Source organism: Pseudomonas mendocina, from assembly GCF_003008615.1.
Taxonomy (GTDB): domain Bacteria; phylum Pseudomonadota; class Gammaproteobacteria; order Pseudomonadales; family Pseudomonadaceae; genus Aquipseudomonas; species Aquipseudomonas mendocina_C.
Map to the genome: position 1 here is coordinate 197,794 of NZ_CP027657.1, position 12,471 is coordinate 210,264.

11 protein-coding genes and 3 tRNA genes are annotated in these 12,471 nt (G+C 59.2%); 8 read left to right on the plus strand and 6 right to left on the minus strand.

What is annotated here, in order from left to right; translation table 11 throughout:
- The first annotated feature begins 146 nt into the window (after positions 1–146).
- The 5 genes from C7A17_RS00985 (at position 147) to C7A17_RS01005 (ending at position 4,304) form a co-directional block, all read left to right on the plus strand.
- Positions 147–1,172, plus strand: coding sequence for a carbon-nitrogen hydrolase family protein (locus C7A17_RS00985; protein ID WP_106736253.1), 1,026 nt, complete (start codon positions 147–149; stop codon positions 1,170–1,172).
- Positions 1,169–2,251, plus strand: a complete 1,083-nt coding sequence (locus C7A17_RS00990; RefSeq protein ID WP_106736254.1) for an AraC family transcriptional regulator — start codon at positions 1,169–1,171, stop codon at positions 2,249–2,251. Before C7A17_RS00985 ends, C7A17_RS00990 begins: the two co-directional genes overlap by 4 nt.
- Positions 2,252–2,541: 290 nt before the next feature.
- Positions 2,542–2,994 carry a hypothetical protein gene (locus C7A17_RS00995; RefSeq protein ID WP_199796383.1) on the plus strand — a complete coding sequence of 151 codons (453 nt, stop codon included), beginning with the start codon at positions 2,542–2,544 and terminating at the stop codon, positions 2,992–2,994.
- Positions 2,991–3,347, plus strand: a complete 357-nt coding sequence (locus C7A17_RS01000; RefSeq protein WP_106736255.1) for a relaxase/mobilization nuclease domain-containing protein — start codon at positions 2,991–2,993, stop codon at positions 3,345–3,347. Before C7A17_RS00995 ends, C7A17_RS01000 begins: the two co-directional genes overlap by 4 nt.
- Before the next feature lie 3 nt (positions 3,348–3,350).
- The gene (locus tag C7A17_RS01005; RefSeq protein WP_106736256.1) at positions 3,351–4,304 is read left to right on the plus strand and encodes a relaxase; all 954 of its coding nucleotides are present in this window, start codon (positions 3,351–3,353) and stop codon (positions 4,302–4,304) included.
- A gap of 41 nt (positions 4,305–4,345) precedes the next feature.
- Here C7A17_RS01005 and C7A17_RS01010 read toward each other — a convergent pair whose 3' ends face one another.
- Both C7A17_RS01010 and C7A17_RS01015 read right to left on the minus strand, forming a co-directional pair.
- A complete protein-coding gene (locus C7A17_RS01010; protein WP_106736257.1) occupies positions 4,346–5,152 on the minus strand; it encodes a hypothetical protein in 807 nt (268 codons plus the stop codon).
- A gap of 395 nt (positions 5,153–5,547) precedes the next feature.
- Positions 5,548–6,342 (minus strand): hypothetical protein, encoded by a 795-nt coding sequence (locus C7A17_RS01015; RefSeq protein ID WP_106736258.1) that lies wholly within the window; start codon positions 6,340–6,342, stop codon positions 5,548–5,550.
- A gap of 313 nt (positions 6,343–6,655) precedes the next feature.
- Here C7A17_RS01015 and C7A17_RS01020 point away from each other — a divergent pair, with 313 nt between their 5' ends.
- Positions 6,656–7,507, plus strand: coding sequence for an IS5 family transposase (locus C7A17_RS01020; protein ID WP_106736259.1), 852 nt, complete (start codon positions 6,656–6,658; stop codon positions 7,505–7,507).
- Between the two features lie 219 nt (positions 7,508–7,726).
- Here the strand turns inward: C7A17_RS01020 and C7A17_RS01025 are convergent.
- The 4 genes from C7A17_RS01025 to C7A17_RS01040 all read right to left on the minus strand — a co-directional run bounded on the left by C7A17_RS01025 (position 7,727) and on the right by C7A17_RS01040 (position 8,670).
- A tRNA-Asp gene (locus C7A17_RS01025) sits at positions 7,727–7,803 on the minus strand.
- A gap of 108 nt (positions 7,804–7,911) precedes the next feature.
- Positions 7,912–7,988 (minus strand) — tRNA-Asp (locus C7A17_RS01030).
- 35 nt (positions 7,989–8,023) lie between these two features.
- Positions 8,024–8,099: transfer RNA gene (locus C7A17_RS01035), tRNA-Val, on the minus strand.
- Between the two features lie 97 nt (positions 8,100–8,196).
- Positions 8,197–8,670, minus strand: coding sequence for a MarR family winged helix-turn-helix transcriptional regulator (locus C7A17_RS01040; protein ID WP_106736260.1), 474 nt, complete (start codon positions 8,668–8,670; stop codon positions 8,197–8,199).
- A gap of 113 nt (positions 8,671–8,783) precedes the next feature.
- On the opposite strand from C7A17_RS01040, the gene C7A17_RS01045 reads away from it, so the two are divergent.
- Both C7A17_RS01045 and ngg read left to right on the plus strand, forming a co-directional pair.
- The gene (locus tag C7A17_RS01045) at positions 8,784–10,553 is read left to right on the plus strand and encodes an N-acetylglutaminylglutamine amidotransferase (protein ID WP_106736261.1); all 1,770 of its coding nucleotides are present in this window, start codon (positions 8,784–8,786) and stop codon (positions 10,551–10,553) included.
- Positions 10,554–10,684: 131 nt separating this feature from the next.
- Positions 10,685–12,424, plus strand: coding sequence for an N-acetylglutaminylglutamine synthetase (gene ngg, locus C7A17_RS01050; RefSeq protein ID WP_106736262.1), 1,740 nt, complete (start codon positions 10,685–10,687; stop codon positions 12,422–12,424).
- Positions 12,425–12,471 lie beyond the last annotated feature (47 nt).

Consider the following 12,471-nt stretch of genomic DNA (forward strand, 5'->3'; position numbering starts at 1 on the left):
GTCGGTTATGGAGCCAGACGATAAAGAGGCTGCATGGCATGCTCAATGATCAAAACTAACAAGATAATGATCAAAAATAGCAACATGGCTTGGCAGCACGGCTCGACCGACCTAACCTGCACCGCACTGAAGCCGAAAATCCTGAAATGCGCTTACTGATCACTCTCTTGCTCTCACTTGCACTGCTGGCCGGTCTTGGCAGCTACGCCTACTGGATCGAGCAGCGTCCCAGCGGCCATTACCTGTCCGATCTGCGCAGCCAGATCGCGCTTGATCTTGGTCAGCCCGGCCCACGTGGCAACCTGCTGGGCATCCAACCGGAACTGTTCGCCGCCGACTACCAGAGCCTTGACCGCCTGCGCCTGAAACTGGCCGCCTACCTGGATCGCGCCCGTGAGCAAGGCATGCTCAGCGAACGCACCGTCGTCGTGCTGCCCGAGCACATTGGCACCTGGTTGCTGGCCGTCGGCGAGAAGGAAGAGTTCTACCGCGCCAGCGACCGCCACCAGGCCTTGCATTGGCTGGCCGCGAGCAACCCTCTGGATTTCCTCGGAGCCCTGCTCAGCGCCGAAGGCGACACGCGACTGGACGATGCCCTGCTGCGCACCAAGGCAAAAGCGATGGCACGCGACTATCAGCAGTTGTTCGGCGAGCTGGCCCGCGATTACGGCATCACCCTGGTGGCCGGCTCCATCGTCCTGCCCGAACCGCGCGTGGAACTCGGCCGTCTCGAAGTCGGCCGCGGGCCGCTGTACAACGTCAGCCTGGTATTCGATCAGGCCGGCAATCCGCTGGGCCAGCCACAGCGACACCTGTTCAGCGCAAGCGCGCTTACCACCACGGCGCCAAGCGTACTGCAGGTGCTGGACACCCCAGCCGGCAAGCTCGGCGTACTGCTCGGTGGCGACGCCAGCCAACTCACAGGCGAGAAGTCACTGGCTGGCGAGCAGGTCGAGTTGCTCGCCATGCCCAGCGATCTGCAAAGCCACTCGAATGACATGCAGCTCAATCAACAGCTACAGACCCAGGGCATCCGTGCAGGCCTGAAAGTCCACTTGCGTGGACGACTGTGGGAGCGCAGCGGACAATCCCAGGCCCAGGCATTCGATGCTGGCCAACTGAGCCAAGGCGCCAACGACCCTGGCGCGCAACTGATCAACCTGTGGTTATGAAAGCTTCACGCGTTCGCCTGGGCGATCTTTCCGTCGGTTTCACCCAGGCACTGGCTGACGCACTGCGCGCCAAAGGCCTGAGCCCCGAGCCCTTGCTCGAACAGTTCGGACTGGACGCCACGCGCCTGAGCGAGCCACGAGCGCGCTTGTCGATCCCACGTTTCATGCGCCTCGGGCACAGTGCAGTTGCCCTGTGCAACGACCCGGCACTGGGTCTGGAGATGGGACAGCACAGTCGCCTCAGCCAGGTCGGCCTGGCGGGCATCTGCGCTGCGCAGGCGCCCAACCTGCGCGAGGCCGCGCGCACTCTGACACGCTTCGAGCCGCTGTATGCCGCCAACTACCGAGGACGCTCGGGCTTCAGCGAAGACGCACGCGGCGCCTGGTTGCACTTCTACTCGATCAGCCCGTACAACGCCTACAACCGCTTCGTGGTAGATTCGGTGCTGGCCGGCTGGCAGACCAATCTGGGCCAGGTGGTTGGCCACCCCATCACCCCGGAAAAGGTCGAAATCGAATTCCCGCACCCTGAATACGGAGAACGCTACGAGGCGCTATTCGATTGTCCGGTGGAGTTCAGCGCCAGCGCCAATCGCCTGCGCCTGAGCAACGAAAGCCTGGCCTTGCGCAACCCACAGCATTGCCCAGGCACCTGGCGGCACCTGATGGAATTGTGCGAGCGCGAACTGGATCAGCTGACCCGCACCCGTAGCCTGCGTGAACGGGTGATCCAGTTGCTCGGCCCATTGCTGCACGGCCATGAACCGGATCTGGAGGAAGTCGCCCGCAGCTTGCATCTGCCCAGCTGGACGCTGCGGCGCAAGCTGGCCGAGGAAGGCACGCAATTTCGCACCATCCTCAACGACACCCGCCGCGACCTGGCCACGGCCTACATCCGCGACACCGAACTGGCTTTCGGTGAGATCGCCTACCTGCTCGGCTTCGCCTCGGCCGAAGCCTTCCAGCGCGCCTTCAAACGCTGGCTTGGGCAAACGCCGGGCGACTATCGACGCGCGCAGCGCCGAGTCGGCAGTGACAGTCAGAGTTCGGTGGCGTCGTCGACGTCGGACGCATCCTGATCGAGGGCGTCGCGTTCGAGCAATTCTTCCTGATAGTCATCCATCGGGCGTTCTCCTGAGTCATTTCGTCTGTTCATTAGCAAGCTACGTTGTCGATATGAAGACAAGATGACGAAAAGCCGCAGGGTGATCGCCCAGGATGACAGGCAATAAAAAACTCGCTGATCTTGCGATCAGCGAGTTTCATATATGGCGCACCTCGACGAAGAAACGTCGAACCGACTTTTCGAAACCTTGGAGGAATGGAACGCGCTTTTGAAGCGCAATAGCCCTGCTCCATAGGTGCCGCCATGAATCATTTAGATGATGTGTCGGCCCCCACGATTTCCGGGCTTTTTAAGGATGCGGTCGGGCCTGATCCGGCCCTGAGCAAGCGTAAAACACCGCTTCCATTCTCCCTGCGTTTGAGCTGGGAGGAACGGGCGCAATTGGAAGAGGAAGCCGGATGTATGCCCCTTGGGGCCTATATCCGGGAGCGGTTGTTTAACGGCTCATTCCCGCCCCCTCGGCGGCGGAAAAACAGGCCCGTGAAGGATCAGCAGGCATTGGCCAAGGTACTGGGCGAGCTGGGGCGTTCCTGCCTCTCCAGCAACCTAAATCAACTGGCCAAGGCCGCCCATACCGGGTCACTGCCTGTCGCTAAAGAAATCGAGGCGGAATTGCTGGAGGCCTGCGAGGCCGTCCGGGCAATCCGCAACGATCTTATGAGCGCCCTCGGCCTAGGCGGGGAGGATTCGCCATGATCCTCAAGGGAAGCCAGCGCGGGGGAGCCAAACAGCTCGCCCGCCACCTGCTCAATACCGCAGAGAATGAGCATGTCCATGTACATGAGCTACGGGGATTCATGGCCGATGACCTGGAGGCGGCTTTTCAGGAGGCCTACGCGGTCAGCCGTGGCACCCGTGCTCGACAATTCCTGTTCTCGCTGAGCATGAATCCACCACTACAGGAAAATGTTCCCACGCATACCTTTGAAATGGCTATCGAGGCCGTGGAACAAAAGCTGGGGCTGGATGGCCAGCCCCGTGCGGTGGTCTTCCACGAAAAGGAAGGCCGCCGTCATGCGCATGTTGTCTGGTCACGGATCGACACCTAACAGATGAAGGCCATCAACCTCCCGCACTACAAGCTGAAGCTCCGGGATTTATCCAAACAGCTTTATCTTGAAAACGGCTGGCAGATGCCACGGGGTTTCATGGACAGCCAGGAGCGCGACCCGGCGAATTTCACGCTGAACGAATGGCAACAGGCCAAGCGTGGCGGTCATGACCTCAAAGCCCTGAAACGGATGTTTCAGGAATGCTGGGCTATTGCCGATTCCCGTCAGACGTTCGCCAAGGCTCTGAAAGTGCGCGGTTATACGCTGGCCCGCGGCGACCGTCGCGGGCATGTGGCCGTGGACTTTCGGGGTGAGGTTTACGCCATTGCCAAGTATGTCGGTGCCCGAGCCAAGGAGGTGAAAGCCCGCCTTGGGGATGCCGCCGACCTAATGTCGGTGGATCAGGCCAAACAGGCCCATACCGAGCGGATGACGGCCATGCTCCGCGAGCATATCCAGATGCTTGAATCCCTCCACAAACGGCAAGCCAGCACGCTCCAGCAACGCCGTAAAGAGACTGTCCAGCACCAACGCGAACAACGGGCGGAGCTGGAGAAAGCACACAGGGCTCGCCGCGAGCGTGAAGCCCAGCAACGCGCCCGGCGTTTCTCCACCGGGGTTCGGGGCGTGCGGGATTGGATGACGGGCAAGCACGCCCGTATCCGCCGCCAGAATGAGCAAGAAGCCCTGCTCAACTGGCAACGGGATCGTGCCGAACGGGAACGCCTGATCTTCAAGCAAATTGAGGATCGGCAGCTACTACACGCGGAAATCCGCCAGATGAAGCAGGAGCACGCCCGACAGGTTGCCGAGCTTCACCGGGACATTGCGGATTGCCTTGAACGCCCGGCCTCTCACTCCCTGGACTTGAAGGGGCATTTCGGGCGCGGGCATAGCCCGGTGAACGACAATGGCCGTGAGCGTCCAGACCGGGAAATTGAATTGGGCCAATGAACAACAGCCACCTCAAATGAGGTGGCCTTTGATTATAGAGATTAATTGACGGCGACAGCATTGTTGATGTCAATGCTTCTAGGCTTTAGAAGCATTGAAGATATAAAGCCATTTATTGTTTCTGCGCCCCCTCCTAGATTGTTGTAGACCCCTACGACTCTTGGGGTGATTTTTGTGTCATTCGCATACATTTTGGCCTTGATGGTTCCAAGTGCCAATATCGCATTCTGGATTGTTGATGTGTTAATTTCGCTTGGCATGGGGATTACGGATGAAACATTTTCTCCACTGACCCCCAGTGTTTGAATTACCAGTGATCCTGAAATTTTCTTAGCCTCTGCCGCAGCCCCTAATGCAAAAAGATTACCTAAGTCCACACTTCCTTCCGTAACTAATATATTGGCAGTCAGGCGCAATCCAACACCAATATAAGTAGGCACCAGAGCGTCTGGCTCTGGCGCATTAGGTGTAATATTTGCCTTTATATTTGCATTCTCTTTCTCAAGAATTACAGGTAGCGAATTTGTGTTGAATTTTATGTAGTCAAGTATTACTACATATTGATTACCTTTTATTCCTGTTGCCGCAACTCCAAAAGTTAGCCCCGTTTTCCCATCAAACTGACCTATCGCCAACCTCATGGTTTCATCAGGAAGCGCGTTCAATAAATGTGCATTTGATACGGGCAGTCTTGAATCTGCTATATTTAGTTCTATAGGAATTGGATCAATGGGGTGATAACCGTAGTTTTGCGCACTCTTCACGTCTCCGGGGGTCATTGGTATTTCCCATGATACGCAGCCCGGAAGGATGGCGAGACACATGATTATTGAAACGGTCTTATTCATACCAGCGAACTCCTTTACGCTAATGAAGGACTTCTAACTACAGAGGCTATGGCGTTCTGCCACCTGCTGTGTTTTCAACGTAGATGGCAAAACGCTATTCGGCAAACTACGACACCTCATGCTCATGCGGTGTGGTCGAAGGGGTTCCAAGGGGAGAGCGGACATCTCCACCTTGGTCATGGGGTGCCGGGGGAGCCTTAAAGCGCCCTGACTGGTGATGCAACGGCCAGACGTTGCACGGGCCCAGGTGGCCTTCATGCCTGAATGCGCCCGTATGCAGGGAGTATCCAGCAGGGGACGGCACGCCCCCCCTTTGGCAAGATAGGGTGTTGTACTACAACACACATCTTGCGGTTACGGTGCGCGCGGGTTTTGCTGGTGGGCTTGTATTACATTCAGGCGGTTTCTGATATCGCCCTATGGATGCGTTCCATCAGGTGGTGGAAATGGATGTGGTCGGATTTCTCTTCACAGCGCATCATCAAATCTTCGGTTTCACGCATGAGGGTGTGAAGCTGCTCCATTCTTTCCGGTATGGGCAGCCGCTTGGTAGATTGCAGTTTTTCCAAGGTATTTGAAATACGCTCATACTCTATCGCGGTGATGGAACTACGGCGGGGGCCACGATGCCGCTCCATCATGGAGACTTCCATCAGTTTTCTCATTTCGCGCATTTCAGCCTGAAGAATACCCATGGCAAGCTCTTCTTTCTGCCCTTTTAATTCAGGGATTCGGGCTGGATTATTTAAGGCAAGGAGCTTGACAATAGAGTTTACGTTTCCGGCCTCTCCATCCGCAGAAACGGTCGCTTCTATGGCATCTTTTAGCTCGTTCTGGCTCCGGAGGACTTCATGATATTTCATATCCTTTGAGTATTCTAAATATCTCAGGGGTGCGATATCGAAGATTTTAGGGGTTCCCGCCTCCTGAATAAGCACGACAGGCTTATCAAAAGCCTGACGAATACCGAGCTCAAAAAGCACGTTAGGATTGCGCGTACTTAAGTCGCAAATTGCAATTGGGGCATCAATCAGCTTTTTCAGGATATCCAAGTGGATGAGGTTTGTTGCTTTGACTTCATCGGCGCGGACAGCTTGGTAGCCTGCTAATTCGCAGGATGGATAGATTATATTTTCGTAGACATGCTTAAAATGGCCTTTGGGATAACCATCAACATCCGCGATGGGCATGATGATAAAGCACTCTTTGGGCTTTGTGTTTTCGTTGCCATTTATGGCTCCTGCGCCGACACTACGATCCAAGTCAATACTATGGCTAATGGCCACATTCTAGAGATTGCCTAGCCAAAAGCAACCACCCCCCTCTTGCCCAGGTCGTTGCAATGGAGGCACTTCGGACCGTTCTCCATCCCCCTGTATTGCAGTTCCGCTTTTTCTGGATTTTCCGAGACCGGATTTGTTATGGCATCTGTAGTGGTCTACTAGGTTCTGTACGAAAAGTCCGAACGGTTAAAATCGGCGCCATGACAGGCTGGAAGCCCGCATGGCAAAGCGCTACGAACTCCCAGATGCCGCTTGTGAGTTGATCGCCGATTTGGTTTCCCCCGAACAGAAAATGGGGCGACCTCGCAGTGATGATCGACTGATGCTCAACGGCATCTTCTGGATCTTGTGCTCTGGTGCTGCCTGGTGCGATCTGCCGGAACGCTTCGGCCCACGGTCGACTGTGTATCAACGCTTTCGTGATTGGAGAGACGACGGCACGTTCGATCAGGTGCTTAAGAGTTTGCACATTCGCCTGGATCAGGAAGGGCTGATCGATCTGGATACCTGGATGATCAACTCCACGGTGGTACGAGCAACGCGAGCCTCTTCTGGCGCCGGAAAAAAGGGGGCCAGAAGAGCCGGTAGATATGCGTTGGGACGCAGCAGGGGTGGCCTAACTACCAAGATTCATATGGTTTGCGATGCCAATGGCGTCCCCCTACGCTTTTTACTGTCGCCGGGTCAGGCCAGCGACATCTCGAATGCTCAAGCACTCTTGGATCAGATCCGCATCTCCGGCAAACAAGGTCGACCTCGCAAGCGCTGCAGCTGGTTGCTCGCAGACAAAGGCTACGATGCCGAGCACTTGCGCCAGTACTGTGATCGTTACCGGACGCAGCCTGTGATTCCGCAGCGAACCATGAAGCGCAAGCCCAAGCCGGGACTGCCTCGACTGTTCGACCGTCCGAAATACTGGCAACGGAACATCATCGAGCGGATGTTCGGCCGGCTGAAGGAGAATCGCAGGATTGGCACTCGCTACGACAAGCTGGCAAGAAGTTTTGCCGCCATGGTCACTCTGGCTTGCACGCTGCAGTGCCTACGACAGTACTTTTCGTACAGAGCCTAGTCTTGCTGCAATCGATGATTACGGAGCTCCCCCCCCCCATCTGCCTCAGAGCACTTGTGTTGCTGCCGCAGCGGACGGAGGTTCCGCCAAAAGCCTTGAAAAGGCATCGACAGACTTGGCGCGACTGCGATCCACAGAACTTCATCGCTTCTGAGGCGATGACTCTGCACGAGAGGCAATAAAAAACCCGCTGATCTTGCGATCAGCGGGTTTCATATATGGCGCAGCGGACGGGACTCGAACCCGCGACCCCCGGCGTGACAGGCCGGTATTCTAACCGACTGAACTACCGCTGCGTGTCGGTTGGACTTTCGTCCAGAAAACTCTTGAAGCGTTGTTGCATCTGATGGCGCCCTTGCGGGCTTTGCCATCTCAAACCGACGAAACGTCGATCTGGGAAATAATGGCGCAGCGGACGGGACTCGAACCCGCGACCCCCGGCGTGACAGGCCGGTATTCTAACCGACTGAACTACCGCTGCGCGTCGGTGGACTTTCGTCCTTCTCTCTAAGGCTATGGTGGGTGATGACGGGATCGAACCGCCGACCCTCTGCTTGTAAGGCAGATGCTCTCCCGGCTGAGCTAATCACCCATGTGCCTTAGCGAGGCGCGCACTTTATGCAGGCGGCGATGCTAAGTCAACACCCTGCTTGAATTTTTTCTGCAAAAGGCGAGTTCCACAGCTCTCTTCATTCCATCTCCCCGCACAGCTCGGCGGCGCGCAGCAGTGCCGCAGTGAGGCTGTGCCGCTCCCACTCGGTCAGGGCAGCGAAACGCTGATTGAACTCCGGCGGCATCAGTGAAGGCGCCTGCTGGATCAGTTCACGGCCGGCATCGCTGATCAACAGCCACTGGCGACGGCGATCCTGATCGTCGCGCTGACGCTGCAACAGGCCGCGCTCCTCCAGGCGATCGAGCAGACCAGAGAGCGTCGCCGCCGTCAGGCTGACCCGACTGCTGAGCACGCTGGCAGTCAGACGTGTCTCGCTGGCCAACACCTGCAGCACCATCAACTGCATGGGGGTCAGGCCACCGAAACGGGCCAGGCGCTTGGCGTGCACCTCCCCGGCCTGCTGCAGGCGCCGCAGGGCCTGAAAAAGTGGCATTTCAAACGCCATGACAGATGACAAATCCATTTCAGAAGGAACTTTTTTATCGACCATAAGCACCAATACACACTACCCAAAACTTTGACATGAAAGCATTTTCTTGTTTTGGTGTAAAAGGTTCGGCCTGCCCGAACCACTCTCCCCAACGGCAATACCGGTAAGGAAATATGTGCGGAATAGCTGGAGAACTACGTTTTGATCGACGCCCCGCGGATCTGGCGGCAGTCGAGCGCATCACCCACCACCTGGCCCCTCGCGGCCCCGACGCCCACGGCTTCCACAGCCAAGGCCCCATCGCCCTGGGCCATCGCCGCCTGAAGATCATGGATCTGGCCGAAGCCTCGGGCCAGCCAATGATCGACAGCGATCTCGGCCTCTCGATGGTGTTCAACGGCGCCATCTACAACTACCCCGAATTGCGCGCCGAACTGGAAGCCCTGGGCTACCGGTTCTTCTCTGGTGGCGACACCGAAGTGCTGCTCAAGGGCTACCACGCCTGGGGCGAGGCGCTGCTGCCCAGGCTAAACGGCATGTTCGCCTTCGCCGTCTGGGAACGCGACAAGCAAAACCTGTTCATCGCCCGCGACCGTCTCGGCGTCAAACCGCTTTATCTGTCGCGTACCGGCGAACGCCTTCGCTTTGCCTCGTCGCTGCCAGCCCTGCTGCAAGGCGGCGACATCGCCAAGACGCTGGACGCCGTCGCGCTCAACCACTACCTGAACTTCCACGCAGTGGTACCGGCACCGCGCACCATCCTGGCCGGCGTAGAGAAGCTGCCGCCAGCCACCTGGATGCGTATCGATGCCGACGGCAAGGTTCAGCAGAAAACCTGGTGGTCGCTGCAATTCGGCCCGCAAGGCGAGGAAGCCGGCTACGGCCTGGAAGAATGGCGCGAGCAGGTGCTGAACACCATGCGCGAAGCGGTGGCGATCCGTCAGCGCGCCGCCGTGGATGTCGGCGTACTGCTCTCCGGCGGCGTCGACTCGAGCATGCTGGTCGGCCTGCTGCGCGAAGCCGGCGTGGACAATCTGCTGACCTTCTCCATCGGCTTCCAGGATGCCGGTGGCGAGCGTGGTGACGAATTCCAGTATTCGGATCTGATCGCCCAGCGCTTCGCCACCCGCCACCACCAGTTGCGCATCGGCGAACACGAGATTCTCGATCAGTTGCCACAGGCCTTCCGCGCCATGAGCGAGCCGATGGTCAGCCACGACTGCATCGCCTTCTACCTGCTCTCGCGTGAAGTGGCCAAGCACTGCAAGGTGGTACAGAGCGGTCAGGGCGCCGACGAACTGTTCGCCGGCTACCACTGGTATCCGCAGGTCGATGGCGCCAAGGATGCCTTCGCCGCCTACCGCGCCGCCTTCTTCGACCGCGAGCATGACGAATACGCAGCCTGCGTGCAGCCTGCCTGGCTGACCGGTGACATGGCCGGAGAGTTCGTTCGCGAACACTTCGCCATGCCTGGCGCAGAGGCTGCCGTGGACAAGGCGCTGCGCCTGGACAGCACGGTGATGCTGGTCGACGACCCGGTCAAGCGCGTGGACAACATGACCATGGCCTGGGGCCTGGAGGCGCGCACGCCGTTCCTCGACTACCGCGTGGCGGAACTGTCGGCACGTATTCCGGCGCAGTTCAAGCTGCCCGACGGCGGCAAGCATGTGCTCAAGGAAGCGGCGCGCAAGGTCATCCCCAGCGAGGTGATCGACCGTCCCAAGGGTTATTTCCCGGTGCCTGGCCTCAAGCACCTGGAGGGCGCCACCCTGGGCTGGGTACGCGACCTGCTGCTCGACCCGAGCCAGGATCGCGGCCTGTTCAACCCGACCATGCTCGATCAGCTGCTGACCAACCCGCAGAGCCAGTTGACGCCGTTACGCGGCTCCAAACTGTGGCAACTCGCGGCGCTCAACCTGTGGTTGAGCGAACAGGGCCTGTAAGTCACACAGAGCGGCCCACGGGCCGCTCTTGCAGGATCAAGGTCGTCGTCCGGTTAGACCGGAGTTTGTCGCGACTCAATGACGATTCGGCTCAGACCGGACGTAGTGATAACGGACAGGGACTACTATTCATGCGCTCCACTGCCTTCAATCAGCGCCTGCTGCGCGGCCAGACACCCTCCTACGAGCGTCTACAGGCGCGCCTGGCCGAAGATCACACCAGCCAGCCCAGCCAACCACAAGCCATCCATTGCGGTTGGGGTCGCCTGCTGATCGGCCATACCTATCCGGATGCCAGCGATCTGGCCGAAGCACTGCTCGGCGAGCAACCGGGTGAACGCGACATCGCCCTGTACGTCGCCGCCCCGCACCAGGTACTGGCGCACGCCCCGCAGCAACTGTTCCTCGACCCCTCCGACACCCTGCGTCTGTGGTTCACCGACTACCGACCGGCACGCCGCAGCTTCCGCGGCTTCCGCATTCGCCGTGCACAGAACGAGGCGGACTGGCAGGCTATCAATTGTTTGTACCAGACACGCGGCATGCTGCCGATCGACCCGGACAAACTTACGCCCTATCACGAGGGCGGCCCGACGTACTGGTTGGCAGAGGACGAAGACAGCGGCGCGGTGATCGGCAGCGTGATGGGCCTGAACCACCAGCGCGCCTTCCGCGACCCGGAAAACGGCAGCAGCCTCTGGTGCCTGGCGGTCGACCCGCAGTGCAGCCGCCCCGGCGTCGGCGAAGTGCTGGTACGCCACCTGATCGAACACTGCATGAGTCGCGGCTTGAGCTACCTCGACCTGTCGGTGCTGCACGATAACAAGCAGGCGAAGAAACTCTACGCCAAGCTGGGTTTCCGCGAGTTGCAAACCTTCAGCCTAAAACGCAAGAACGGCATCAACCAGCCATTGTTCCTCGGCCCCGGCCCGCAGGCCGAACTCAACCCCTATGCGCGGATCATCGTCGACGAAGCGCTGCGGCGCGGCATCGAGGTGCAGGTGGACGACGCTGAAGCCGGGCTGTTCACCCTCAGCCAGGGCGGCCGACGCATTCGCTGCCGTGAATCGCTGTGCGACCTGACCAGCGCGGTGAGCATGACCCTATGCCAGGACAAGCGCCTGACTCATCGCACCCTGTCGCGCGCTGGTCTCAGTGTGCCGGCGCAATGCCTGGCCGGCAGCGCCGAAGACAACGCTACCTTCCTCGCCGAGCACGATTCGGTGGTGGTCAAGCCCGTCGACGGCGAACAGGGCCAAGGCGTGGCGGTCGACCTGCGCACGCCGGGCGAAGTACAGGAAGCCATCGAGCGCGCCCGTGTGTTCGATCAGCGCGTACTGCTGGAGAGCTACCACGAAGGCCATGACCTGCGCGTGCTGGTGATCGGCTATGAAGTGGTGGCCGCCGCCATCCGTCGCCCGGCCGAGATCATCGGCGATGGCCGCCACAGCATCGGCAAACTGATCGATGCACAGAGCCGCCGGCGCCAGGCTGCCACCGGTGGCGAGAGCCGTATTCCCAAAGATGCAGAAACCCTGCGCACCCTGCACGGTGCCGGCCTCGACTACGACAGCGTGCTGCCTGCCGGCCAGCGCCTGGCCGTACGCAAGACCGCCAACCTGCACACCGGTGGCACCTTGGAGGACGTCACGGCGATCCTCCACCCGACGCTGCGCGATGCCGCCATCAAGGCCGCGCGCGCGCTGGAGATTCCCGTGGTCGGCCTCGACCTGCTGGTGCCGGCCGCCGATCAACCAGAATACGTATTCATCGAAGCCAACGAGCGTGCCGGCCTGGCCAACCACGAGCCGCAGCCGACCGCCGAACGTTTCGTCGACCTGCTGTTTCCGCTCAGCCAGGTACCGAGCTGAACACTCTCCCCCGGCCCTCTCTCGAACAGGGAGAGGGGACACCTGAA